Source organism: Streptomyces sp. NPDC048473, from assembly GCF_043200155.1.
Taxonomy (GTDB): domain Bacteria; phylum Actinomycetota; class Actinomycetes; order Streptomycetales; family Streptomycetaceae; genus Streptomyces.
The window spans coordinates 52059-76728 of the sequence record NZ_JBICXE010000024.1; the positions used below are offsets into that span (position 1 = coordinate 52059).

22 protein-coding genes are annotated in these 24670 nt (G+C 69.7%); 14 read left to right on the forward strand and 8 right to left on the reverse strand.

What is annotated here, in order from left to right; genetic code table 11:
• Positions 1 to 89 precede the first annotated feature (89 nt).
• Complete coding sequence (locus ACGFU7_RS30845; protein ID WP_393700116.1) at positions 90 to 1373, forward strand: adenylosuccinate synthase; 1284 nt, start codon at positions 90 to 92, stop codon at positions 1371 to 1373.
• A 468-nt stretch (positions 1374 to 1841) separates the two neighbouring features.
• Positions 1842 to 2729, forward strand: coding sequence for a glycoside hydrolase family 19 protein (locus ACGFU7_RS30850; RefSeq protein ID WP_393700117.1), 888 nt, complete (start codon positions 1842 to 1844; stop codon positions 2727 to 2729).
• Between the two features lie 96 nt (positions 2730 to 2825).
• Here the strand turns inward: ACGFU7_RS30850 and ACGFU7_RS30855 are convergent, their stop codons facing one another.
• On the reverse strand, positions 2826 to 4289 hold the full coding sequence (locus ACGFU7_RS30855) for a helix-turn-helix domain-containing protein (protein ID WP_393700226.1): 1464 nt from the start codon (positions 4287 to 4289) through the stop codon (positions 2826 to 2828).
• Between the two features lie 365 nt (positions 4290 to 4654).
• Here ACGFU7_RS30855 and dnaN point away from each other — a divergent pair, with 365 nt between their 5' ends.
• Positions 4655 to 5782: a DNA polymerase III subunit beta gene (gene dnaN, locus ACGFU7_RS30860; protein ID WP_393700119.1), complete on the forward strand. Its 1128-nt coding sequence runs from the start codon at positions 4655 to 4657 to the stop codon at positions 5780 to 5782.
• Between the two features lie 225 nt (positions 5783 to 6007).
• On the opposite strand, the gene ACGFU7_RS30865 is transcribed toward dnaN, so the two are convergent.
• The 3 genes from ACGFU7_RS30865 to ACGFU7_RS30875 all read right to left on the reverse strand — a co-directional run bounded on the left by ACGFU7_RS30865 (position 6008) and on the right by ACGFU7_RS30875 (position 9209).
• Positions 6008 to 7996 carry a YncE family protein gene (locus tag ACGFU7_RS30865; protein WP_393700120.1) on the reverse strand — a complete coding sequence of 663 codons (1989 nt, stop codon included), beginning with the start codon at positions 7994 to 7996 and terminating at the stop codon, positions 6008 to 6010.
• Between the two features lie 143 nt (positions 7997 to 8139).
• A complete protein-coding gene (locus ACGFU7_RS30870) occupies positions 8140 to 8376 on the reverse strand; it encodes a DUF397 domain-containing protein (RefSeq protein WP_393700122.1) in 237 nt (78 codons plus the stop codon).
• The gene (locus ACGFU7_RS30875; RefSeq protein WP_393700123.1) at positions 8373 to 9209 is read right to left on the reverse strand and encodes a Scr1 family TA system antitoxin-like transcriptional regulator; all 837 of its coding nucleotides are present in this window, start codon (positions 9207 to 9209) and stop codon (positions 8373 to 8375) included. Before ACGFU7_RS30875 ends, ACGFU7_RS30870 begins: the two co-directional genes overlap by 4 nt.
• Positions 9210 to 9384: 175 nt before the next feature.
• Between ACGFU7_RS30875 and ACGFU7_RS30880 the strand changes: the two genes are divergently transcribed.
• Positions 9385 to 9771 (forward strand): hypothetical protein, encoded by a 387-nt coding sequence (locus ACGFU7_RS30880; protein ID WP_393700227.1) that lies wholly within the window; start codon positions 9385 to 9387, stop codon positions 9769 to 9771.
• Here the strand turns inward: ACGFU7_RS30880 and ACGFU7_RS30885 are convergent, their stop codons facing one another.
• Positions 9772 to 11712 (reverse strand): serine/threonine-protein kinase, encoded by a 1941-nt coding sequence (locus ACGFU7_RS30885; RefSeq protein ID WP_393700125.1) that lies wholly within the window; start codon positions 11710 to 11712, stop codon positions 9772 to 9774.
• A gap of 378 nt (positions 11713 to 12090) precedes the next feature.
• On the opposite strand from ACGFU7_RS30885, the gene ACGFU7_RS30890 reads away from it, so the two are divergent.
• The 3 genes from ACGFU7_RS30890 to ACGFU7_RS30900 all read left to right on the forward strand — a co-directional run bounded on the left by ACGFU7_RS30890 (position 12091) and on the right by ACGFU7_RS30900 (position 15147).
• The gene (locus ACGFU7_RS30890) at positions 12091 to 13464 is read left to right on the forward strand and encodes an aspartate aminotransferase family protein (RefSeq protein ID WP_393700127.1); all 1374 of its coding nucleotides are present in this window, start codon (positions 12091 to 12093) and stop codon (positions 13462 to 13464) included.
• Positions 13465 to 13580: 116 nt separating this feature from the next.
• Entirely contained in the window at positions 13581 to 14357 is a 777-nt protein-coding gene (locus tag ACGFU7_RS30895; RefSeq protein WP_393700128.1) for a GntR family transcriptional regulator, read from the forward strand.
• 139 nt (positions 14358 to 14496) lie between these two features.
• Positions 14497 to 15147, forward strand: a complete 651-nt coding sequence (locus tag ACGFU7_RS30900) for a hypothetical protein (RefSeq protein WP_393700229.1) — start codon at positions 14497 to 14499, stop codon at positions 15145 to 15147.
• Between the two features lie 78 nt (positions 15148 to 15225).
• Here ACGFU7_RS30900 and ACGFU7_RS30905 read toward each other — a convergent pair whose 3' ends face one another.
• Complete coding sequence (locus tag ACGFU7_RS30905; protein ID WP_393700130.1) at positions 15226 to 16020, reverse strand: SLATT domain-containing protein; 795 nt, start codon at positions 16018 to 16020, stop codon at positions 15226 to 15228.
• A 357-nt stretch (positions 16021 to 16377) separates the two neighbouring features.
• Between ACGFU7_RS30905 and ACGFU7_RS30910 the strand changes: the two genes are divergently transcribed.
• The 3 genes from ACGFU7_RS30910 to ACGFU7_RS30920 all read left to right on the forward strand — a co-directional run bounded on the left by ACGFU7_RS30910 (position 16378) and on the right by ACGFU7_RS30920 (position 18198).
• Entirely contained in the window at positions 16378 to 16713 is a 336-nt protein-coding gene (locus ACGFU7_RS30910; protein ID WP_266365457.1) for a YbaB/EbfC family nucleoid-associated protein, read from the forward strand.
• 82 nt (positions 16714 to 16795) lie between these two features.
• The gene (gene recR, locus ACGFU7_RS30915; protein WP_266747096.1) at positions 16796 to 17395 is read left to right on the forward strand and encodes a recombination mediator RecR; all 600 of its coding nucleotides are present in this window, start codon (positions 16796 to 16798) and stop codon (positions 17393 to 17395) included.
• A 143-nt stretch (positions 17396 to 17538) separates the two neighbouring features.
• Positions 17539 to 18198, forward strand: coding sequence for a DUF5063 domain-containing protein (locus ACGFU7_RS30920; RefSeq protein WP_393700132.1), 660 nt, complete (start codon positions 17539 to 17541; stop codon positions 18196 to 18198).
• 66 nt (positions 18199 to 18264) lie between these two features.
• Here the strand turns inward: ACGFU7_RS30920 and ACGFU7_RS30925 are convergent, their stop codons facing one another.
• The gene (locus ACGFU7_RS30925) at positions 18265 to 18687 is read right to left on the reverse strand and encodes a PPOX class F420-dependent oxidoreductase (RefSeq protein ID WP_393700134.1); all 423 of its coding nucleotides are present in this window, start codon (positions 18685 to 18687) and stop codon (positions 18265 to 18267) included.
• 363 nt (positions 18688 to 19050) lie between these two features.
• Between ACGFU7_RS30925 and ACGFU7_RS30930 the strand changes: the two genes are divergently transcribed.
• From ACGFU7_RS30930 to ACGFU7_RS30945, 4 genes are all read left to right on the forward strand, one after another.
• Complete coding sequence (locus ACGFU7_RS30930) at positions 19051 to 20322, forward strand: aspartate kinase (protein ID WP_393700136.1); 1272 nt, start codon at positions 19051 to 19053, stop codon at positions 20320 to 20322.
• Entirely contained in the window at positions 20319 to 21383 is a 1065-nt protein-coding gene (locus ACGFU7_RS30935; RefSeq protein ID WP_393700138.1) for an aspartate-semialdehyde dehydrogenase, read from the forward strand. Before ACGFU7_RS30930 ends, ACGFU7_RS30935 begins: the two co-directional genes overlap by 4 nt.
• Before the next feature lie 373 nt (positions 21384 to 21756).
• Entirely contained in the window at positions 21757 to 22332 is a 576-nt protein-coding gene (locus tag ACGFU7_RS30940; protein WP_393700139.1) for a SigE family RNA polymerase sigma factor, read from the forward strand.
• Positions 22333 to 22403: 71 nt separating this feature from the next.
• Positions 22404 to 23630, forward strand: a complete 1227-nt coding sequence (locus tag ACGFU7_RS30945) for a hypothetical protein (RefSeq protein ID WP_393700141.1) — start codon at positions 22404 to 22406, stop codon at positions 23628 to 23630.
• Between the two features lie 94 nt (positions 23631 to 23724).
• Here the strand turns inward: ACGFU7_RS30945 and ACGFU7_RS30950 are convergent, their stop codons facing one another.
• The gene (locus tag ACGFU7_RS30950; RefSeq protein WP_393700143.1) at positions 23725 to 24579 is read right to left on the reverse strand and encodes an SURF1 family protein; all 855 of its coding nucleotides are present in this window, start codon (positions 24577 to 24579) and stop codon (positions 23725 to 23727) included.
• Between the last annotated feature and the right edge of the window lie 91 nt (positions 24580 to 24670).

Genomic DNA, 24670 nt, shown 5'->3' on the forward strand with positions numbered 1-24670 from the left:
GCCTTGTCGTACATCGTCGTACGGCATGTACGACGTTTACGTACGCCCCCTGACCTTGGACATGCCCCGCCCGGAAGGGGTGTACGCCTGTGCCCGCACTTGTGCTGCTCGGTGCTCAGTGGGGTGACGAGGGCAAGGGAAAGGCCACCGACCTCCTCGGTGGATCCGTGGACTATGTGGTGCGCTACCAAGGCGGCAACAATGCCGGCCACACGGTGGTCGTCGGTGACCAGAAGTACGCACTTCATCTCCTCCCCTCCGGAATCCTTTCGCCGGGGTGTACCCCGGTCATCGGAAACGGTGTCGTCGTCGACCCGGCCGTCCTGCTCTCCGAGCTGAGTGGGCTGAACGACCGCGGCGTGGACACGTCCAAGCTGCTGATCAGCGGTAATGCCCATTTGATCACCCCGTACAACGTCACGGTCGACAAGGTGACGGAACGGTTCCTCGGCAAGCGCAAGATCGGCACGACCGGCCGCGGCATCGGCCCGACGTACGCCGACAAGATCAACCGTGTGGGTATCCGTGTCCAGGACCTCTACGACGAGTCGATCCTGGAGCAGAAGGTCGAGGCGGCCCTGGAGCAGAAGAACCAGCTCCTCGCCAAGGTCTTCAACCGCCGCGCCATCGAGTCCGGCAAGATCGTCGAAGAAATGCTCCAGTACGCGGAGCAGATCAAGCCGTACGTCGCCGACACGACGCTGATCCTGAACAACGCCATCGATGCGGGCAAGGTCGTCCTCTTCGAGGGTGGTCAGGGCACGCTGCTCGACGTCGACCACGGCACGTACCCCTTCGTCACCTCGTCGAACCCGACCGCGGGCGGCGCCTGCACCGGTTCCGGCGTGGGCCCGACGAAGATCAGCCGGGTCATCGGCATCCTCAAGGCGTACACCACCCGCGTCGGCGCCGGTCCGTTCCCGACGGAGCTGCTCGACGAGGACGGCGAGGCGCTGCGCCGGATCGGTGGCGAGCGCGGTGTCACCACCGGCCGCGACCGTCGCTGCGGCTGGTTCGACGCGGTGATCGCGCGGTACGCGACCCGGGTCAACGGTCTCACCGACTTCTTCCTCACCAAGCTGGACGTGCTGACCGGCTGGGAGCAGATCCCGGTGTGTGTCGCGTACGAGATCGACGGCAAGCGCGTCGAGGAGCTCCCGTACAGTCAGACCGACTTCCACCACGCGAAGCCGGTCTACGAGATGCTGCCGGGCTGGTCCGAGGACATCACGAAGGCCAAGACCTTCGCTGATCTGCCGAAGAACGCGCAGGCGTACGTGAAGGCGCTGGAGGACATGTCCGGCGCCCCGATCTCCGCGATCGGTGTCGGCCCCGGCCGCACCGAGACCATCGAGATCAACTCCTTCCTGTAGGAGTTTCTGCAGGAGCGGCGAACGCGCGAAGAGGGCCGGGACGGCGAGTCCCGGTCCTCTTCGCGTTCAGCCGTCCGCGTCCGGGCGGATCACCGGCGTCCTCGGTGCGGCGCCGGGCTCCCGGCCCACTTGCTGACGCACCGCCATGCGGACGTGCGGTGGATGCCACGGCTGACCGGCCGACCAGTCCGACGTTCCGCATGCTGGACGGGCCCGAAGGTTTTACCTTCGGGCCCGCTCCGTTTTGCGGCCCATGATCCGGATGAACTCCCGCCGGAATTACCCCTGTTGGGAGCGGGTCCGGCGGTACGGAAGCGCTGCGGCCTTGCCCGTGAGTGTTCCTTCGGGAAGGGTCCGCAACGTTGGTCTAGACCTTGACAGGTACAGACCAGCGGCGCTTGAGTGACCGTCAACCCCCCATGGCGGCGCACCGTCCAGCCCGGTGCGCCGCACCGAAGGAGTGATCACATGATCAGACGCATCATGGGCCTGCTGGCCGCGCTCGGCGCGGTCGTCGCGATGGTCGTCGTTCTCCCCGCCACCACCGCCGCGGCAGCCGACTGCGCGGCACCCTGGAACTCCTCGTCCGTCTACACCGGCGGCGGATCGGCCTCCTACAACGGGCACAACTGGACCGCCAAGTGGTGGACCCAGAACGAGACTCCCGGCAGCTCCGACGTCTGGGCGGACCAGGGCAGTTGTGGCGGTGGCGGCGGTACGGACCCGGGCACCCCGTCCGGCTTCGTCGTCAGCGAGGCGCAGTTCAACCAGATGTTCCCGAGCCGGAACTCCTTCTACACGTACAGCGGGCTGACCGCGGCCCTGAGCGCGTACCCCGGTTTCGCCAACACCGGCAGCGACACGGTCAAGCGCCAGGAGGCGGCGGCGTTCCTCGCCAACGTCAGCCACGAGACGGGCGGTCTGGTGTACGTGGTCGAGCAGAACACGGCCAACTACCCGCACTACTGCGACAGCAGCCAGCCCTACGGCTGCCCGGCCGGCCAGTCCGCGTACTACGGCCGCGGTCCGATCCAGCTCAGCTGGAACTTCAACTACAAGGCAGCCGGTGACGCCCTCGGCATCGACCTGCTGGGCAACCCGTACCTGGTCGAGCAGGATGCCTCGGTCGCCTGGAAGACCGGCCTCTGGTACTGGAACACCCAGAACGGACCCGGCACCATGACCGCCCACAACGCCATGGTGAACGGTGCCGGATTCGGCGAGACGATCCGCTCCATCAACGGTTCCCTGGAGTGCAACGGCGGCAACCCCGCCCAGGTCCAGAGCCGTATCGACCGCTACCAGGCGTTCGTCCAGATCCTCGGCACCACCCCCGGCTCCAACCTGAGCTGCTGACCCGCAGTCCGTAGATCAGCAGCTCCCCAGATCAGCAGCTCCCCCCACCCGACGGGGGCGTGCCCGGCCCCGGCCGGACACGCCCCCGTTCCGGTTTCATCCCGCGACGTCCAGGGCCCGGAAGGCCAGCCACAGGTCGTAACGAGCACTCGGCGTCCGCAGCAGCGAACGCTGAAAAATCGACTCAAGTCGCGTGAGGCGTTTGCGGGCCCCCGGCACCGAAATGCCCAACGCGGCAGCCGTCGGTCCCAGTTGTGCCTCGCGCTCCAGCCAGATACGGAGAGTTGTCCGCGGGTCGGCGGCGGTCCGGGAAGCGCCGGACGCGGTGAGCGGGCGCAGCTGCTGGGCCGCCCATTCCCGGACGGCCGGGCCGCGCAGGATGTCGTCCAGCCGGTGGGGCGGCGCTGGCGTCGCCCCGTCCGGGCGGACCGTCCGGGGCACGGTGGGCGTGGCACGGATGCGCAGGGCCAGGTCGAGGGCGGCCTGGTCGGCGACCCGGTTCAGGTCGAGGCCGAGCAGTTCGCCGATCAGCCGGAGCCGTGCCGTCAGGGTGTTCCGGTGGATCTTCAGATGCTGGGTCGCATGCGAGGAGAACGCGAGCCAGGAGGCGAGGGTCGCCGCGAGTTCCTGGCTGCCCGGGTCATGGCTGCGTCGCGGCAGATGTGTGAGCAACGGGTTCAGCAGCGCATCCGCCCACTGCGCGCCGGCCGCACCGACGACCAGGGCGGCCTCCGGCGCCGAGCCGAAGCAGGCATGCCGGGCGGGCAGTCCGCGGGCCACGGCCAGGGCGTGGAACGCCTGGCGGTACCCGGTCGCCGTGTCGGACAGCGGTACGTCCTCGCTCGCCCCCACGACACACTCGTCGACCACGTCGGCGACCCGCAGGCCGAGCTGCTGTCCGGCCGCGTCCGGATCCGCCGGCACGACGAGGATCAGATGGCGCGCGTACACCGGGCACCGCACGATCCAGGACCGGCCGCCGGAGAGCTCCGCGCAGATCCGCGCCACCTCGTCCCGGCGGCCGCCCGCGCACTCCACGACGTACACCCGGACGGGGTCGGGGAGCGTGGGCTTCAGCGCACCGGCCACCTGATGCGCGATGGACAGCTGGCCGGTCATGAGCAGATGCAGCACCGCTTCCCGGCCGCGGGACTCGGCGAGGTCCACGCGGCGTCGCTTGCGCTCCACGGTCTCCGCGGCCCAGCACATGGTGAGAGGCATCGCCACGTCGGACAGAAGCGTGACGAGTCCGTCCGGCAGGGGGCGCGGGGCGACGACGGCCAGGACCGGGGGAGAGACGTTCGGCGGGCCGTCCAGCGGGAACAGCAGCACGGTGTGCGGCCCCCTGTCGAAAGAGAAGGAGTGTGCGCCCAGTGACGCCAGTTCCTTCACGCCCTCGGTGGCCAGCGCAGCGGCGTCCGAGCCCGTACGGTCCGGGGGCCGTGCCACGCCGTGCAGTACGGTGCCGTCACCGTCGAGCAGTCCGGCCCAGCCCGCCGCCCGGCCGGACACCCAGCGCAGGAGCTCCTGCGATCCGCCGGATCGGGCCAGCCGGTACATCCGCAGTACGTCGTCGGCCCGTTCCCGCGCGTGCACGCATCCTCCGCTTCCACGCCGCTGCACCCCTGCGCACCTGCCAAAAAAACCGGAGTGCAGCGTACCGGTCTGGCTGTGCGGACTGATACCCCTGACGGCCCACACAGTGCGAACTGAATCTTTCTGTCGCGTACCCCGAAGTCCTAGAGTCCGAACACGGTTGCGGGGCCCTTCGGGGGAGGGGCACGGGGACGACGGCCGCGGCGCACGGGGGTGGCCGCTGTCGTCGGCCCGCGACCGTCTTTCTTTGCCCCCGTTGTCAGTGGTGGCCCCTAGTGTCGGCTCACGATCACGACCGCGATCAGAGACGACCGGGAGAGGCCGCCGCCATGGAGTTCCGCATTGAGCGCAGCGCACTGACCGACGCCGTGGCCTGGGCGGCCCGGGTGCTGCCCACGCGGTCGCCCGTTCCCGTGCTGGGCGGGCTGTTGTTGGAGGCGGCCGACGGCCGGCTGCGTACCTCGGGCCTCGACTACGAGGCGTCCGCGTGCATCGAGGTGGAGGCGGAGACCGTACGGGCCGGGAAAGCGCTGGTCATGGGCCGCCGGCTGCTCGATGTCTGCCGGGTGCTGCCCGAGGGGGCGGTGGAGTGCGCGGTCGAGGGCTCACGGTTCTCGCTGGCGAGTGACAGTGCCCGGTTCGGGCTCTCGGTGCTGCCGTTCGACGACTATCCGGCGTTGCCGTCGCTGCCGGAGGTGCTCGGTGCGGTGGACGCGGAGGAGTTCGCCGCAGCCGTCGCCCATGTGACGGTGGCGGCGGGCCGGGACGACACGCTGCCGACCCTGACCGGTATCCGGCTGGCGCTCGACGGCGACACGATGACGCTCGCCGCCACGGACCGCTACCGGTTCGCCGTACGCAAGCTCCCGTGGAAGCCCGGGAAGGACGGTGTCTCGGCCGATGTCGTGGTCTCCGCCCGCAGGCTGGCCGAGATCGCCCGCTCCTTCGGCCGGGCCGAAATGGTCCAACTCGCGCTGGACGGCGGTTCGGTCGGTTTCGAACTGGCCGGGATGCGCACCACGGTGCGTCTGCTCGACGGCCGGCTGCCCCGCCACGACAAGCTGTTCTCGATGGTGGACCCCGTCTCTGCGGTCACGGACCTGGCGCCCCTGGTCGAGGCCGTCAAGCGCGTCGCCGTGGTCGCGGAGGGCGGCAGCCCGCTCCAGCTGACGTTCTCCGGTGACTCGGTGCTTCTGCAGGCGGGTTACGAGGACGATGTCGCCTCCCAGCGTCTGCCTGCCGTGCTCGACGGCACCGATGAGCTGACGGTCGCCTTCAACCCCACGTACCTCATGGACGCCCTGGCCTCGTTCGACGCACCCGTGGTCCGGTTCGACCTGATGGGCCCGGGCCGGCGCGCGATGGTCACCGGGCGGGCGTCGGGGGAGGACGGGGCGGAGGATGCATCGCACCCCGCTCACCAGCATCTGCTGATGTCGGCCAGGCCGCTGGTCTGAGGCGGCTGGGCCCGTACCCGCCCCGCTCGGGAGGATCGCATCCTCTCGTTCGAGGACCCGGAGCACCGCAGGAACCCGCGCGCTACGGCTGAACGGCAGGCGGGCCGGCTGCGTGAGTTGTCGGGCCGACCGTGCGGGCGGGCGGAGGGTGAGGGCAGAGGTGCGGGGCCGGGCATCTGCCCGGCCCCGCATCTGTCCTGCTCGCTCGTCTGCCTGCCCGCCCGGTTACTTCGTGAAGATGAAGTACTTCCAGGCGCCGCTGGTGGTCGAGTTCACGGTGTCGCCCGACGTGTCGTTCACGTACGAGGCACGGATGCGCATGCGGTAGCCCGTGTCATGGGTGCCGGTGAGCGTCACGATGGACTTGCCGTTGGTGCCGAGCTTGAAGTACTGCGAGCCCGCGTCGTACCACTTGCCCTGGTAGTAGAACTGCAGGGACAGCTTGTGGGACCGGTTCTTGTAGTAGCTCATCGTCGTGCTGAAGACCGGGTTGGTCTTCTTGTGGAAGTACGCGTACGACGTGGAGCCGATCTTGGCCGTCTTGTACTGCTTGGAGACGGAGGTCGAGACCTTCACCTTGGCGTACGCCGTGGACGTGACCGTCTTCGACGCGTACCGGCCGTCGCCCTTGAAGACGGCGGTGACGGTGGTGTCCCGGGTCATGTCGACCGTGGTGGACAGATTGCCCTTGGAGTTGACCTTGCCGGTCTTCACCAGCTTCTTCGGCTTGTCCGCACCGAACGGGTCCACCCACAGCTCGACGGTGCGGTTCTTGTACGTCTTGCCGAGGTGCGCGGTGAACGAGACGTCGGTGCCGTAGGAGTACAGCGCCTTGTTGTGGTTCAGCGTCAGCGAGGGGACCGTCCGGGGGACGGCGACCTTGTCGGAACCCGACGCCGCGGAGTGGGCGGCGTCGCCCGCGTACGACACCTTGTAGGTGACCTGGCCGCCCGCGGTCGGGGTGTCGGCGAAGGAGAAGCTGCCGTCCGACTTCAGCGTCACCGCGGGAAGCGTCTTGCCCTTGGGCGACTCGATGTCGGTGCGCGTCACCGTGGCCCTGGCGCCCGCCGGGAACGCACCCTCGGACTTCACCCTGCCGGTGACGGTGAGCTTCTTGCCGAGCGCCGACTTCGCCGGGGCGCTGACCGTGACCGTGGTCGCGGACTTGACGGCGTCGGTGAGCACCCGCAGCGAGCGGACGCCGTTGCTGTTCTCGGTGACCGCGAAGAGCCGGCTGGTGTCCGGTGCCCAGGCCAGGCCGGCGGGCACCAGGAGGTCCGAGCCGCTGCTGTTCCCGGTGTTGGGGAAGTCGTACGTCCGGATCGGCTTGGTGGTGCCCTGCCGGTAGACGTACACGTCCGGGGTGTAGGAGCCGTCGATGCCCGCGGCGACCGTGCCGTCCGGCGCGATGTCCACGGCGTCCGGGTACGAGCCGGAAGGGTAGTTGGTGTCCTCGGTGAGGTCCGAGGTCCGGTAGACCTGGTGGTGGTAGGGATACCCACTGGCCACCACGAGCTGCTTGCCGTCCGGGCTCAGCGCGAGGTCGTTCAGGTTGCTGCCGTCGGTGGACACGGCCGCGGTCCGCGTGGCCGTACCCGAGGCCACGTCGTACACGGCCACGGTCGCCGGACTCTGGCCCTCGATACCGGCCGCCAGTGTGCCCGGCGCACCGGGTGTCGAGGCCAGGGTCGGTGCCGCGTACCAGGTGCGGTTCGGTTCCTGGTCCAGGGTGACGGCCGGCTCGGCGCCCGACAGGTCGAGCGAGCCGATGTTGCCCTCGGCCGCGGCCCCGTAGCCGAACCAGAGCTTGCCGCCGGCCAGCGCCGGATAGGCGGGGTGGGTGCCCGTGCCGGTCGCGTACCGGGCGGACTCCACCAGGGCGGAGGTGTCGATCGCCGCGATGGCGTCGGCCTCGCGCACACCGGCGTACAGCGTGCCGGAGTCGGCGGACAGTTCGAGGCCGGTCACGCCCGGCAGCGACGGGATCGTGGCGACGACCGCACCGCTGTAGTCGGTGACGAGGACCTTGCCGCCGGTCGGGTCACTGATGAAGACCCGCTGGTGCACACCGTCCGCGACGATGTCGCCGACGGACGCGGCGGGAAGGATCTTGCTGGAGTCGGCAGCGGCCGGATTGGCCGCACCGCCGACCAGAACCACTGAGCTGAAGAGGACCGCGACCGAGGTCGCGGTCGAGATTCTGCGCGTACGCAAAATGATGTCTACCCCCACGGTAAGAGAGGGCCGCGTGGCACCCGGAGATGAGAGAGGGGTGCGGCCCGGATCGCAGGGTATGGCATGACGTCCACATCTCGTACACATTTGCGGGGCCGGGACGTCCCCGACCCCGCCAATCGTCAGTTCGCCCAGGTGAGGAACGTCGACCAGGCGTCGGGGGCGACCGCGAAGGTGGGCCCCTCGGGCACCTTGGAGTCACGGACGTGGACGGCGTGGCGGCAGGCGGCGACCTCGATGCACTCGCCGCCGCTGCCGCTGCTGTACGAGGACTTGCGCCAGTCGAAGGCGACCTCGATGCAGTCGCCGCCGCTGGCGTTGCTGTAGCTGGACTTGAACCACCGCAGGGTGTTGCTCATTCCTCTACTCCTGCCAACTGCTCGATGAGGTCCAGTGATTCATGAGGACCCATGGCCTGTGACCGGATCTTCGCATAGCGCTGGGCATATGTACTGACCTTCCCCGGGTCGCTGATCAGCAGACTCTCGTCCTGGGGCTCCAGGTAGACGAGGTGCTCGTGTTCCGGAGTTTCCACCAGGGTCATTCCGCCACGATCACCTGCGTACTCTCCGAACTTTCCGCAGTCCAGAGTCAGCACGTTGAGCGTGACATTGCGGCGGCGGGCACACTCCGCGAGGTACCGCATCTGTGCCCGCATGGTGGACGCATTGCCGATGACCCGGGTGAGCACCGACTCTTCGAGGATCAACTCGATCATGGGCAGCGGCTCCCGGTCGAACAGCACCTTGCGAACCATGCGACCTTCCACCAGTTGTTCCACTCGCTGTTCCGACAGCGGAGGGTAGCTGCCGCTGATCAGAGCCCGCGCGTAGTCCTCCGTCTGGAAGAGGCCATGCACAATCGGCATCGAGTACAGATGGAGGCTCAGTGCCGCCTGCTCAAGAGGAACGTGGGGCTTGAACTGCGGCGGATACGCCTCCATCCGCATGTAGATCCTCGCCTGCTCGAACAAGCCCATGCCGTCCCCGAGTACCCGTTCCAGCCCCACCAGCATTTCGTCGCTGGCGGGCTGCGCGCACGTCTCCATAGCGCTCACGGCCGCCGCAGAGAACCCGATTTCCTTGCCGAGCTGCTCCTGGGTCAACTTCTTCCGGATGCGGGCCTTTTTGGCGACGTCGGCCACCAGCTTTGCCGTCGGACTCGCCGTTTCCTTGTTTTCCGCTCGCGCCATTGCGATCCCTTTTCGACTCAACCGGTCTCAACCGGTCACTACCCGGCCCCGCCGAACTCAACTGAGGTTCAGGGGAGTTCGCGCAGGTCAACGGGTGTGCGACGCCCCTCGTCAGTCAAGGGAAACGCTAGCCAACCGGGGCCAGACTGGTCCCGTGAATGCGCCGAAAAGTGAACTGAACCTTGAGTGGATTCCGGCTTCGGGATTTCAACTCCGCAAAGCAGGCGTCCAATTCGACGCCGTCCGCGTGGACGGTGACGAAGGGCGGCAGCTCGCCCTCCTGATGGAGGCGATCACCGGCGGCGAGCCGGGGCCCGTCGTCACCGAGGCGAACGGGCGGCGGGCGGTGTACTTCCTGGTCCCGGCCGGAAGCACCGTACGCAAGTCCTGGCCGGCGGCGGCGACTCCGCTGAACGCGGCGGTGGGCCGGATCAGTTACGTACCGATCCCCGCCCTGGCCGGCCGTACATGGCCGCTGGAATGGCACTTTCCGCCGACGGCACCCGACAGGTTCGTCCACACCCTGTTGCTGCTGAACGCGGCGTCCGCGCTGCTGTGCTGATCAGTCGGCCTTGGTGTACGTGAGCTGCTCGCCGCTGTCCGTGTTCTCGCGGCGCAGGGAGCCGTCCGGGAGCAGGGTGAGCGTGGTGGCCTTGCCCGCGGTGCAGGACGACATGGGTTCACCGACGACGACCGTGGAGGGGCCGACCTCCACTGGGCCGGTCGGGGACGGCTCCGCGGTCAGGTCCGCCTGGAAGACGCAGTGGTAGGAGCCGCCGCCGTCGAGCGGGCCGTCCGCGGTGAGGGTGAGGACGGTCTGGCCGACCGTGCCCTGCTGGATGGCGAGTTCCCGGGTGGAGTGGCCTGAGGCGTTGTCGATGGAGCCCGACCAGGTGCCGAGGTAGTCGGCGGGTACGGGGCCGTCGCTGTTCTTCTGTTCGTCGGAGGGGGAGGGGGCCGGGTCCGGGGACGACGGATCGTCGGTGACGGGGGAGTCCGTGGGGGACGGGGACGGCGAGACGGTGGGGGACGGGTTGGGCGCCGGCCCGCTGCCGCTCATGAGGGCGTAGACGGAGCCGCCCGCGCCGATGGCGACGAGCACGGCGATCGCGACGAGGGCGATGGTCGAACCCTTTCCGCGGCGGGCGGGTTCGGGCTCGGGGTGCGGGGCGGCGGGGTAGAGGGGGCCGTACGGGGGTGTGGCGCCGAAGCCGGGCTGTTGCTGGTGTGGCTGCTGCTGCGGATATCCGTACCCGGCGTAGTTCTGCTGGGGGCCGAAGGCCTGGCCGGGGTGCGGCTGGGCGGGCAGCTGCGGATAGCCGTACGCGGGGGAGGGCGGCCCGTGGGGTGGTGCGTACGCGGGGGAGGGCGGCCCGTGGGGCGGTGCGGGTGCGGGTGCGGGCGGCCCGTGGGGCGGTGCGGGTGCGGGGGCGGGTGTCGTCGGGATGCCGGCCGTCGTGGGGAGCGCATGGACGGCGCCGGGCGCCTCGGGGGCGGGCCGGTCGGTGGGTGCCGCGGGGGCTGCGGGTTCCTTCTGGGCGACGGGCTCCGGCTTGGCGGCCTCCTCCGGGTCCTCGGAGTCCAGCAGTTCCACGGCGTGGCGGCCGAGTTGGGCGATGAGTGCGCCCGGGAGCCAGGGCTCCGTCGTGTCGCCGTCGGCCAGGCGCTCCAGGATCGCGTCCGTCGTCGGACGGGCGGCCGGGTCCTTGTGCAGGCAGTCCCTGATCAGTTCGACGAGGTCCACCGGGACGCCGGTCAGGTCCGGGTCCTCCTGCGCGATCCGGAACATCTGCGCATGCACACCGCTGTCGGACGCCCCGAACGGAAGCCGGCCGGTCGACGCGTACGCCAGCACCGAGCCGAGACAGAACACGTCGCACGCCGTGGTGACCCGCTCGCCCCGCACCTGCTCGGGCGCCATGAAGCCGGGCGAACCGACGAGGGCTCCGGTGCGGGTGAGACCGCCGCCTTCGGCGACGGTGTCGAGTGCCCGGGCTATACCGAAGTCGATGACGCGCGGTCCGTCGATCGTCAGCAGGATGTTGGAGGGCTTGAGGTCGCGATGGATGAGCCCGGCGGCGTGGATGGCCTGGAGGGCGTGGGTGAGACCGGCGCCCAGGATGTGAACCGAACGCTCGGGCAGCGGGCCGTACGCACCGGAGGCCGGACCCACGGGGGCGCCCGCGCGGCCGGAGACGGTGGCCTGGAGGGAGGGCCCGGCGACGTATCCGGTCGCGACCCAGGGCACGGCGGCCTCCGTGTCGGCGTCCAGCACGGGGGCGGTCCAGGCGGAGCCGACCTGGCGGGCGGCGCGCACCTCCTGGCGGAAGCGGTCGCGGAACTCCTGCTGTTCGGCGAGCTCGCCGCGTACCAGCTTGATCGCCACGGTGCGGCCGCGGTCGGAGCGGGCCAGATAGACCTGGCCCATGCCGCCTGCGCCGAGCCGGCCCAGCAGGCGGTAGGCGCCGATGCGTTGTGGGTCGGTGGGCCCGAGCTTTTCCATGGTGATGCGTCCTCCCCCGTGCGGCGATACGCCGGAACGCGTCGAGAATAGCGGCGGGCCCCGGCGGGGTCGGGTTTTCGGGCCCGTCCGTGGGGCGTCCCGGTCCCACCTCCGGCTCTGTCCTCAATCGCCGGACGGGCTGGTTATCTCACGCTCGTCCGTGGGGTGCCCGGCGCTTCCACTTCCGGTTCCGTCCTCAAACCCCGGACAGGCTGGAAATGCCCGGCCGGGCGCCAAATCCGGGCCGCCCGGCGCTTGAGGACAGAGACGGCCACCGGACGGCCCCGGTTCCCGACCCGACACCCTGCCCACCAAAGCGCCCCACGCCATACAAGGTGGCCATGTCGGGCCGCTCCCGGTGCGACCTACGCTCACCGCATGACCCCTCATGCCCCTCATGCCCCGCATGTCGACCCCGCTGCCGGTGCGGCCGTGAAGGCCGCCGACCGCGCGCACGTGTTCCACTCCTGGTCCGCCCAGGGCCTGATCGACCCGCTCGCCGTCGCCGGCGCCGAGGGGGCGTACTTCTGGGACTACGACGGCAACCGCTACCTGGACTTCACCAGCGGTCTCGTCTACACCAACATCGGCTACCAGCACCCCACCGTCGTCGCCGCGATCCAGGAGCAGGCGGGCAAGCTCGCCACCTTCGCCCCCGCGTTCGCGATCGAGGCACGCTCCGAGGCCGCACGCCTCATCGCCGAGCGCACCCCCGGTGACCTGGACAAGATCTTCTTCACCAACGGCGGCGCGGAGGCCGTCGAGAACGCCGTCCGGATGGCCCGGCTGCACACCGGCCGTACGAAGGTGCTCTCCGCCTACCGCTCTTACCACGGCGCCACCTCCACCGCGATCAACCTGACCGGCGACCCGCGCCGCTGGCCGTCCGACAACGGTTCGGCGGGCGTCGTCCGGTTCTGGGCACCGTTCCTCTACCGCTCGCCGTTCCACGCCGAGACCGAGGCCGAGGAGTGCGCCCGCGCGCTCCAGCACCTGGAGGACACCCTCGCCTTCGAGGGCCCCGCCACCATCGCCGCGATCATCCTGGAGACGATCCCCGGCACGGCGGGCATCATGACGCCGCCGCCCGGCTATCTCGCGGGCGTACGCGAGATCTGCGACCGGTACGGCATCGTCTTCATCCTCGACGAGGTGATGGCCGGCTTCGGGCGCACCGGCAAGTGGTTCGCCGCCGACCACTTCGACGTGGTGCCGGACCTGATGACCTTCGCCAAGGGCGTCAACTCCGGTTACGTACCGCTCGGCGGTGTCGCCATCTCCGCCGAGATCGCCGCCACCTTCGAGACCCGCGCCTACCCGGGCGGACTGACGTACTCCGGTCACCCGCTGGCCTGCGCGGCCGCTGTCGCCACCGTTCATGTGATGGAGGACGAGAAGGTCATCGAGAACGCCGCCCACATCGGCGAGACGGTCCTCGGCCCCGGCCTGCGCGAGCTTGCCGAGCGCCACCCGTCGGTCGGCGAGGTCCGTGGCCTCGGCGCGTTCTGGGCGCTGGACCTGGTCCGCAACAAGGAGACCCGCGAGCCGCTGGTCCCGTACAACGCGGCGGGCGAGGCCAACGCGGCCATGGCGGCCTTCGGCGCGGCGGCGAAGAAGAACGGCCTGTGGCCCTTCATCAACATGAACCGCACCCACGCCGTTCCGGCCTGCAACGTCACCGAGGCCGAGGCCAAGGAGGGCCTCGCGGCGCTCGACGTGGCACTGTCGGTCGCGGACGAGTACACCGCGTAGCGCGCACCCGCGCGGCCCATCAGTACGGGCAGCAGCACGGCGCCCCTCCCCTGCCCGGATCCGGGCACGGCGCCCCTGGCTTAAGGTGACCCAAGCCGAAAAAGGGAAGGGGCGCCATGCGCGCGAGCGGAGCTGTGACCCGCAGTACGCTGCGGCAGCAGATCGCGGACGCGCTGCGTGACGAAGTGCTTGCCGGACGTCTGCAACCGGGACTGGAGTTCACGGTCAAGCAGATCGCCGAGCAGTACGGTGTCTCGGCGACGCCGGTACGCGAGGCGCTCTTCGATCTCTCCGCGCAGGGCCTGCTCGAATCGGATCAGCATCGCGGTTTCCGGGTACGTGAGTTCACCGTCGCCGACTACCGGTCGATGGTCGAGGCCCGCACCCTGGTCATCGACGGAGTCATCCGTGGCATGTTCTGCGGGCCCACGCTGTCGTCCGCGCAGAAGGTGGCGTACCGGGACTGCCTGGTCTCCGTACGCCGCAGAGCCCAGGAGGCCGCACGGGCGGCGCAGGGCGGTGACCTCGACATCCTCATCGGCTACGACCTGCGTTTCTGGCGTGAACTGGGCGTGCTCGTGGCCAATACGTACATCAACGATTTCCTGCACCGGCTGCGCGTTCAGGCCTGGGTGTTCGCGGTGCCGTATCTGCGCCATGACGTGGGCGCCCGGGAATGGCTCTGGCACGGCCATCCGGAACTGGTCGCGGCGATCTCGCTCGGCGACCACGACGCGGTGCGCGCGGTGATGGACGACTACAACGCACACGCGCTGAACTGGGCGGACCGGCTCGCGGCCGGAAACCCCGCGCACCCGGGCCACGGCCCACAGCCGGCCGGGCAGGCCCAGGCCCCCGCAGCGCCGTCGGAGCCACAGCCCCCGAAGCGCTGACCGAGGTCACCGGCCAAGGCCGGCGACCCCTGCCCGTATACCCGTAACCGTCGGCCACTGTGCGCAACGAGCCCACCGCATTACGCTGTCCCGACCGTTGTGAATATTCCGATGTGCACCCGTGGGAGAGCGAGACTTCGTGGCCTGTGACCTGTGGCTGGTCCCCCTCGTCGATGTGCTGTGCCACAGCCCCGACAACCCGTTCGCCGAAGAGATAGCCGTCTACGACGCGGCGCTGGGACAGGCCGGACTGCCGCCCGTCCCCGTGTACGCCTACATGCCGGGCCTGACCGGCGACGTCGCCCCGGTCGCGGGCTTCGACTACGACGCCCTGCACTTCCTGCGCCGCGCCTATCTGCTCCAGCTCAGCGGCCTCGCCGTCACGCCCGTCGACGAACTGGGCGGGGACTACGAGCAGCTGCTGGAGATGTTCGAGGCGACGGCCCAGCAGTCCCACCTGGTCTGGCACTACGACCACGCGGGGGCGTACGTCCCGCTGGACTTCGCCGCCCCGCTCTCCAACGACGACCTGCTGGAGGGCGGCGGCCCGCTCGGCTCCGCGCACGGGCTGCTGCGGGAGCTGGAGTTCGTCGCCCCGTCCATCGGCATCGACCCGGCGAACCCGCCGGCCGCCCCGCTGCCCCCCGCCGCACCGACCTCCCTGGAGGAACCGGCGGGCCCGATTCCGTACGACGACAGTCCGTTCGCCCGTGAGCGGCACGTCTGGCTGGGCCTGCACGCGGCGGCCACCCGCAGCCTCGCCCAAGGCTCCATGATCATCTTCAGCTGAAGCAGATACCGGTATGCGCACCGGGTGCGCGTACCGGTACCGGGGCGGTCGGGTGCCTCCGGTGTCACCGCGGTGGGATCACCGGGGGGACTCCGGGGGCCGCTGCCGCGGCATGTTCGGCCGGGCCATCGTCTGCATCGGGAACCGTCCCGGCGACGCCCCCTGGTCCGTACGCCCGCCGCCCCCGCTGCCCGACGACAGCGCCTGCATCCCCATCGGCGCGGGCCCGGCCCGGAACTCCACCATCCAGTCCGCGGTCTCGGTCCGTACGAGCTCCGTGATGTCCTCCGAGAACCGCCGCAGCACCCCCAGACACCGCTCGGCGGCCTCGCTGGCCGTGCCCTCGGTCGGGCCGAGCACTTCCCGTACGCACTCCGACGCCCAGTCGAACTGCAGCACCTGAAGGCGCCGCTGCACGGCCTGGGCGGTGGCGAGGTTTCTTATCCAGCCCGAGGTCAGGCCGAAGTACCGGTCGCACGCCATGCACGCGGCGCCCAGCAGCAGCGACAGATAACCCCAGCCTGCCGCCCCGCCCAGCGCCCCGGTGAGATCGAGCAACGGCAGCGCGGCGCCCGCGACCGCCCCGGCCGCCGTACCGATCCGCAGCGACCTGGCCCCGCGCCGCTTCCACACCCGGTCGCGCAGATACCAGTCGGCGGTGTGCAGCGCATCGGCCTCGACCCAGCGGTACAGCTCGTCGAGGCGTTCGGCGGGTTCGCCCCAGTCGCCGAGCGGGAACGGCGTACCGGTCAGATCCCGGCCCCGCGCATCCCGGCCGCGTGCGCCGGAGCCCGAACCGGAGGGACCGGCCGAGCCGGCCGAACCGGGCTCGTTGCGGGGCGACCCTTCGGGCTGCATCTCCGGCTGACTCACCGGGGTACTCCTCTGCATTCTGCGTAGCGACGCCTGATGTGTGGCGGTGTGTTCGACGGTGGGCTGATCACTGCTCTCCGGCGTGGCCGACTGTCCCGCGTACATAACCTTGCGTGACGAGCGGTGCGCCTGTGTGTCCTGACGCGCATGCCCTTCCTACCGCCGAATGGTGGGCCGTGGGGTCGATATCGCGGTATTCCCGGGTGCGCAGGGCCTGTGATCAGGTATAGGACTCTCGCCGACGCTGACAGAAACTCACTCGAAAGAGTTGCTCGCCAGTGGGTGGGGCGCGCTGCGCGGTGACCACGTAGGCTCGGCGTACCGAAGCTTTTTGTCGTCGAATTGCCAGGAGTGACCGTGATTCCCGGTGGTGGTCAGCCCAATATGCAGCAGCTGCTGCAGCAGGCCCAGAAGATGCAGCAGGATCTCGCCGCGGCCCAGGAGGAATTGGCCAGGACCGAGGTCGAGGGTCAGGCGGGTGGCGGTCTGGTGAAGGCGACCGTGACCGGCTCCGGAGAGCTCCGTGCTCTGGTGATCGACCCCAAGGCCGTCGACCCGGAGGACACCGAGACGCTCGCGGACCTCGTCGTCGCCGCAGTCCAGGCAGCGAACGAGAACGCGCAGCAGCTTCAGCAGCAGAAGCTGGGCCCGCTGGCCCAGGGCCTGGGCGGCATGCCCGGCCTCCCCTTCTGAGCCTGCTGATCCCGTCCGGCTCTTCTGCCCGGCGATCCGAACTCGTAAGTTGGATTCATAGCTCATCCAGGAAGGCGTTCCGTTGTACGAAGGCGTGGTTCAGGACCTCATCGACGAGTTGGGCAGGCTGCCCGGCGTCGGTCCCAAGAGCGCGCAGCGGATCGCTTTCCACATCCTGCAGGCCGAGCCGACCGATGTGCGCCGCCTTGCCCATGCCCTCCTGGAGGTCAAGGACAAGGTCCGGTTCTGCTCGGTCTGCGGCAATGTAGCCCAGCAGGAGCAGTGCAACATCTGCCGGGACGCGCGCCGCGACCAGACGGTCATCTGTGTGGTCGAGGAGCCGAAGGATGTCGTCGCGGTCGAGCGGACCCGTGAGTTCCGGGGCCGCTACCACGTGCTCGGCGGCGCGATCAGCCCGATCGAGGGCGTCGGCCCCGACGATCTGCGCATCCGTGAGCTGCTCGCCCGTCTCGCCGACGGGTCGATCACGGAGCTGATCCTGGCGACCGACCCCAACCTGGAGGGCGAGGCCACCGCGACGTACCTGGCGCGGATGATCAAGCCGATGGGCCTGCGGGTCACCAGACTGGCCAGCGGCCTGCCGGTGGGCGGCGACCTGGAGTACGCGGACGAGGTCACCCTGGGCCGCGCCTTCGAGGGGAGGCGCCTGCTCGATGTCTGATGTTTTCGCGTCTGGTTCTACGTCTGTTTTTACGTCGCCCGATGTTCTCGCGGTGACTGTACGCGCGACTCACGAAGGCTTTACGTTCAGCGACGCTATGTTCTACTCACCGTTCGCGACCGTGCCCACGGGAGGTCCCCTCGATGTCTGACGCCACGCTGAACTCCGTCAAGCAGGACCCGGACGATTTCGCCGTCCAGATCGCCGACCAGATCAAGACGTTCATCGTCGCGGTCACCGAGGTGTCCAAGGTCGAGGAGCCGGAGGAGGCCGTCCCCGTACTGCTGCTCCAGATCTCCCAGCTGCTGCTGGCGGGCGGCAGGCTCGGCGCGTACGAGGACATCGTCCCCGACGAGCGCTACGAGCCCGATCTGGGCGCGGAACCGGACGCCGACGGCCTGCGCGAGCGGTTCGCCGCCCTGCTGGAGCCGATCGACGTCTACTCCGAGGTCTTCGACCCGTACGAGCCCCGCAAGGCCCCGGTCCCGGCCCGTATCTCCGACGACCTGGCCGACCTGGTCACCGACCTGCGCCACGGCCTGGCCCACTACGAAGAGGACCGCACGACCGAGGCCCTGTGGTGGTGGCAGTTCTCCTACTTCTCCAACTGGGGTTCCACCGCCTCCGCCACGCTGCGCGCTCTGCAGTCCCTGATCGCCCACATCCGCCTCAACCAGCCCCTCCAGGAGCTGGACGGCCTGGACACGGACTCGGAGACCGTCGACGACGAGCTGGCCGAGGAGGCGGGCCGGGTGATGGCCGAGGAGATCGCGGGACCGCTGGGCCTGCGGCCGGTGCAGTAGCGCCCCGCGCCGGTTGCAGGGCGCCCGCTCACCCCGCGCGGCAACGTGACACTCGACGTCCCGGTGTCACGTTGTCTGCTCGGTGGCAGTGCCCACCGCGTGCTCGGGTGTGATCCGGACGACCACCCGCACGACCTCCGGCGGAAGCAGCCGGAACTCCTCGGCGGCCTCCGCCCCCTCGTACTCCACCGCCAGCCGGACGGCCAGCTCGCGCCCGGGATCCTCGGCAATCGTGGCCACGCCGCGCAGCTCGACGTACTGCAGCGGGTCCTTCGGGTCGTACACGGTCAGGCTGGCCCGGGGGTCACGGCGCAGATTCCGCACCTTCCGCCGGCCGTCGGCGGTCGAGATGAGCAGATCGTCGTTGTCGTCCCTGGCGACCCAGACCACGGACGTCTGCGGACTGCCGTCGGGGTTCACGGTGGCGAGGACGGCGGGTACGGGTTCGTCCAGGAGATTGCGCACTGCGTCGTTCAACGTGATTGACATGAACGCGAGCCTAGGGACGGGGGGTTGAGGCGTCGACCGCTTATCGCAGGGACGCCGGCGGCGCGCGGCGCAGCCTGTCCGCGCCCCGGCGGGGGCCTCCGAAGGGCGGACCGTGCGGTTCCGGTCCACGCTGGAGGTGGGCGGCTCGTGAATCATGGACCCGGCCCGCCGTGCGTGTGGGCCGGCCCACATACGGGAGTAAGGGCACGATCGATGGGCAGCAGCCCCGTACGAGCAGTTCGGGACGGTGCGCCGATGATCACGTATTGAGCGGGACATCTCACCATGTGATATCGGCGGGGCGTTTCCGGACTGCTCGTTAAACTGAGCCGACCGCAGTAATGGACTGAGCGAGGAGCGCACGTGGGCCTTGTCGTGCAGAAGTACGGAGGCTCCTCCGTAGCCGATGCCGAAGGCATCAAGCGCGTCGCCAAGCGAATCGTCGATGCCAAGAAGAACGGCAACCAGGTGGTTGTCGTGGTGTCAGCGATGGGCGACACGACGGACGAGTTGATCGATCTCGCCGAGCAGGTATCCCCGATCCCTGCCGGGCGTGAGTTCGACATGCTGCTGACCGCCGGAGAGCGGATCTCCATGGCCCTGCTGGCGATGGCGATCAAAAACCTGGGCCACGAGGCCCAGTCGTTCACCGGTAGCCAGGCGGGCGTCATCACCGACTCGGTCCACAACAAAGCGCGCATCATCGATGTGACGCCGGGCCGTATCCGTACGGCGCTGGACGAGGGGAACATCGCGATCGTCGCGGGGTTCCAGGGTGTGTCCCAGGACAAGAAGGACATCACCACCCTCGGCCGCGGCGGGTCCGACACCACCGCGGTCGCGCTCGCGGCCGCGCTGGATGCCGAGGTCTGTGAGATCTACACCGATGTGGACGGTGTCTTCACCGCCGACCCGCGGGTCGTGAAGAAGGCCCGGAAGATCGACTGGATCTCCTTCGAGGACATGCTGGAGCTGGCCGCGTCCGGCTCCAAGGTGCTGCTGCACCGGTGCGTGGAGTACGCACGCCGCTACAACATTCCGATCCACGTCCGTTCGTCCTTCTCCGGACTGCGCGGAACCTGGGTCAGCAACGAGCCGCAAGGGGACCAGAAGGTGGAGCACGCGATCATCTCCGGAGTCGCCCATGACGTCTCCGAGGCCAAGATCACCGTCGTCGGCGTGCCCGACAAGCCGGGCGAGGCCGCCGCGATCTTCCGCACCATCGCGAACGCGGAAGTCAACATCGACATGGTGGTGCAGAACGTCTCCGCCGCGTCGACCGGTCTGACCGACATCTCGTTCACGCTGCCGAAGGCCGAGGGCCGCAAGGCCATCGACGCCCTGGAGCGCAACCGGGGCACCATCGGCTTCGAGTCGCTGCGCTACGACGACCAGATCGCGAAGATCTCCCTGGTCGGCGCCGGGATGAAGACGAACCCCGGGGTCACCGCGGCCTTCTTCGAGGCGCTGTCCGACGCCGGTGTGAACATCGAGCTGATCTCGACGTCAGAGATCCGCATCTCGGTGGTCACCCGCGCCGACGACGTCATCGAGGCCGTGCGCGCCGTGCACACCGCCTTCGGTCTCGACAGCGATTCCGACGAGGCCGTCGTCTACGGGGGCACCGGCCGATGACCGCCCGCCGTCCTTCGCTCGCGGTCGTCGGAGCGACCGGGGCGATCGGCGGCGTCATGCTCCAGATCCTTTCGCAGCACGCGGATGTCTGGGGCGAGGTGAAGCTGATCGCCTCGTCGCGTTCGGCCGGCCGCAAGCTGGTCGTACGCGGCGAGGAGAGCGAAGTCCTCGAACTCACCGAGGACGTCTTCGACGGCGTCGACGTGGCGCTGTTCCTGGTGCCCGACGCCGTCTCCGCGCAGTGGGCGCCGATCGCCGCTGCCAAGGGCACGGTCGTCATCGACGACTCCGCCGCGTTCCGGCTGGACCCGGACGTTCCGCTGGTCGTGCCCGAGATCAATCCGCATGCCGTACGGATCAGGCCGCGCGGCATCGTCGCGAGCCCGAACTGCACGACGCTCTCGCTGATCGTCGCGGTCGGTGCGCTGCACGCCGAATTCGGAGTACGGGAACTGGTCGTCTCCTCGTACCAGGCGGTGAGCGGGGCGGGGCGCGACGGTGTCGCGGCGCTGCGCGAACAGCTGTCGATGGTGGCCGGTACGGAACTGGGTACGAAGCCCGGGGACGTACGCCGTGCCGTGGGGGACACCGAAGGCAGCCCCTTTGCCGCACCGGTGGCCCTCAATGTGGTGCCCTGGGCCGGGACCGAGGCCGGGGACGGCTGGTCGTCGGAGGAGCTGGCGATCCGCGAGGAGTGCCGCAAGGTCCTGGACCTGCCGGGCCTGCGGGTGGCGGCGACCTGTGTGTACGTCCCCGTCATCGCGACGCACTCGATGTCCGTGCACGCACGGTTCGAGAACGAGATCGCGGTCGACCGGGCCCACGAGATCCTGGCGACGGCACCGGGCGTGGTGCTGTACGACAACCCGGCGGCGGGAGACTTCCCGACACCGTCCGATGTCGTCGGCACCGATCCGACCTGGGTCGGACGGGTGCGCAGGTCACTGGACGATCCCCGGGGTCTGGAACTGTTCGTCTGCGGCGACAACCTCCGCAAGGGAGCGGCGTTGAACGTGGCACAGATCGCCGAATCGGTGGCGGCCGAATTCCCCCGGGTCTGATCGAACCTGTTTTGTACGCTCTGTGAATGCCCTGTGAGCAAGTTGAAGGTCTGAACCTCTTGAGCTGGGGTGTCGGGGTATCCGACGATGACCTTCCGGCCTGCTGCAACCGTCGGCCGGGGAGCTCGCGTCTATGCGGTCACTTCTTGGTGGTCACTTCTTGCGCGGCGGGGCGCATATTCGGGGCATTTGGGGAAGAGCAGGTACGTATGAGGGCATGTCGCACTGCGCCAAACGCGGTGCCGCGCGCGTACAACCCTGACGGGGGGAAACGTGTCCAACTGGCGTGGCAGAGGTTCTCGATATCACAGTGGTGGGCCCCCTGCGCGGCGCTTCGGTGCGACCGCTCAGACGGCCCCGCGCACCCGGCGGTATGCCGGTGATTGCGCCCATGCCCGCTGCGCGTCCTGCACGGCTGCCGTCGCAGCGCCAGGGCGCTGAGGAGAGCGTGGCTGCCGGAACCACGGTCGACCATCTCACCGAGACCTATCGGGCCCACTACCGTTCGCTGCTCGGCCTCGCGGCTCTGCTCCTGGACGACACCGCCTCGTGTGAGGACGTCGTGCAGGAGGCGTTCATCCGCGTGCACTCGGCGCGCAACCGGGTACGGGACCCCGAGAAGACACTCGCGTATCTACGCCAGACCGTCGTCAACCTTTCGCGCTCCGCGCTGCGCCGCCGCATCCTCGGGCTGAAGCTGCTCTCCAAGCCCATGCCCGACATGGCGAGCGCGGAGGAGGGCGCGTACGACCAACTGGAGCGGGACGCGCTGATCAAAGCGATGCGGGGGCTGCAACGGCGCCAGCGGGAGGTGCTGGTGCTGCGTTACTTCGCGGACATGACGGAGGCCCAGGTGGCCGAGACGCTGGGCATATCCCTGGGCTCGGTCAAGGCATACGGCTCCCGTGGGATCGCGGCGCTGCGCGTCGTGATGGAGGCGCAGGCATGAGTCGGCGCCACCGCAGGAACGAGAACAGCCACGAGCGTGAGCATCGGATTGACCGGACTGGAAACGGAACTGTGAACGACGGGCCGGAGAGCGCCTCGCATGTGAACCCGGACGCGAACTCGGATACGGGTACAGGTGCGGATGCGGGTGGCCTCTGCGGGGGCGACGCAGCCGCCGGTACCGCTGAGACGGCCGAGCTCGGGGGGCTGGGCAGCCTCTTCGGCCCGGGCCCGGGCTCGGGCGTGGGTTCCGGCTCGGGGGGCGGTGGCGGCCCGGACATGGACGAGGTCGTGCTGCGCCGCATGCTGCGCGGGGCCGTCGAGCACATCGAACCCAGCGACGGCACCCTCGACCATCTGCACCGCGCGGTGCCCGCCCGGCGCGCCAGGCGGCGGCAGGCCGTCGTCGGCATGGCGGCGGCGGCGCTGCTCATCGGCACCGCGGTCCCCGCCTTCGTCCATGTCGCGAACTCCGACGGTTCGAACGCCGCCAACCCCGCGATAGCCGGACACGGCGAGCAGGCGCAGGGCGGCAGCGGCACCGACAACGGTTCGGAAGCCGGCGGGAAGGGCAGTGGCGGCAGCACCGACGGGCAGTCCGGCGGAGGCCGGAACCAGCCGGCGAGCACGAGCAGTCCGTCCGACAGCCGTGGCCAGGGCGCCGACGGCAACACGGCCGGCGGGGTCGCCGACCCGGCCGGCTCCGCGGCGGCCGCCATGCCGACCTGCGACCCGGGGCAGCTCGGTGTCGCCTCGGCCGAGACGGGCGCGGCGGGTGCCGACGGCACGGTGTACGGCACTTTCCGGATCGCCAATGTCTCGGGCACGGACTGTTCGGTGAGCAGCAGCGGCAGCGTGGGCTTCCAGGCGATGGGCGCGGCCGACCCGGCCAAGATCGCGGTCGTCGAGCACACCGCGGGTGACGCGGCGGCCGGGCTGCCCGACCCCTCGCAGGAGCAGGGGACGGTACTGCTGAAGCCGGCCATGTCGTACGAGGTGAAGTTCGCCTGGGTACCGAAGGACACATGTCCGACCTCCGGAGGTTCACCGAGCCCGACGCCGACGGGCGGCACGGACGCCGCAGGCGGTGCCGACGCCGCCGGAACCGGTACGGGTACCACTGACGGGACCACGGACACGGCTGCGCAGCTCGGCAGCGAGGACGGCGGCGGGGCGCTGGACGGCAGCGTTGCCGTGACGCACACGCCGGAGGCGGGGTCACCGGTCGCGGAGACGAAGATCGCCAACGCCTGCGCGGGCACGATCTACCGGACCGGGGTGCTGGCCCCCGCGACGTGACGCAGGGGCGACGACGTACGACGAGTACGACGCATACGTGAGGGGGCCCGCCGGTCGATTGTCGATTCGGCGGGCCCCCTCACGTAGGTCTGTCTCAGACCGCGCCGGCGCTCACATTGGGGCCGGCGGGGCCGGCGGAATCGGCAGGACCGGTGGGGCCGGTGGGGCCGGCAGGACCGGTGTCCGTGTCGTCGACGAGGCCCAGCTTCAGGTCCCGTGCCGCTTCGGCCTCGCGGCGGACCAGCCGGAACCACATGAAGAGCACGAACCCGGCGAAGACGAACCACTCGCCGGTGTAGCCGAGGTTCTGGAAGGCCTTCAGATCGAGCCCGGTGCCCTGCGGTACGGCGGCCGGTACGGGACGCAGCGCGCCGGTGGAGCCGGTGTCCTGGAGCGTCACCCATGCGTCGTAGACGTCGTACGGGACGAGGTTGACCAGGGACGCGGCGCTGATCATGCCGAGCTGGCCGTCCGGGAGCCCACCCGCCGCGTCGACGCCCGTCGTGCCGGCGTTCTCGGACGCCTGGAGGTCGCCGGTCACCGTGACCTCGCCGGTCGGTGCGGCGGGCACGGCGGTGTGGCCGGGCTTGCCGGGCAGCCAGCCGCGTACCACCGGCAGGGCCTTGCCACTGTCCGTACGGAGCATGTTCAGGACATAGAAGCCGCTCTTGTCGTCCAACTCCCGGCCGGGCACCAGGAACTGGTCGACGTACCGGCCGGTGGCGGTGGCGGGGCGGCCGGAGGTCACCGTGTCGACGGGCAGGAGATCGTCGATCGGCTTGGCGGCCCTCGTGCCCGGGGCGGGCTGCTTCTCGGCGGCGTCGTGCGTCTGCACGCGGTCCTCGAAGCGGCCGAGCTGCCAGGTGCCCATGAAGATGCAGAACGGGATGGCCAGCACGACGAAGAGGTTGATCCCCCACCATCGCGGGGTCAGCAGGAACCGGTACACCCCTCCACGGTACGGTCCCCGCTCCGGTCGCCCGGAGCGGGGTGCCAACCGGTGGCCGGTGGCGGTGGTCCGTACGGGACGGAACAGGCGC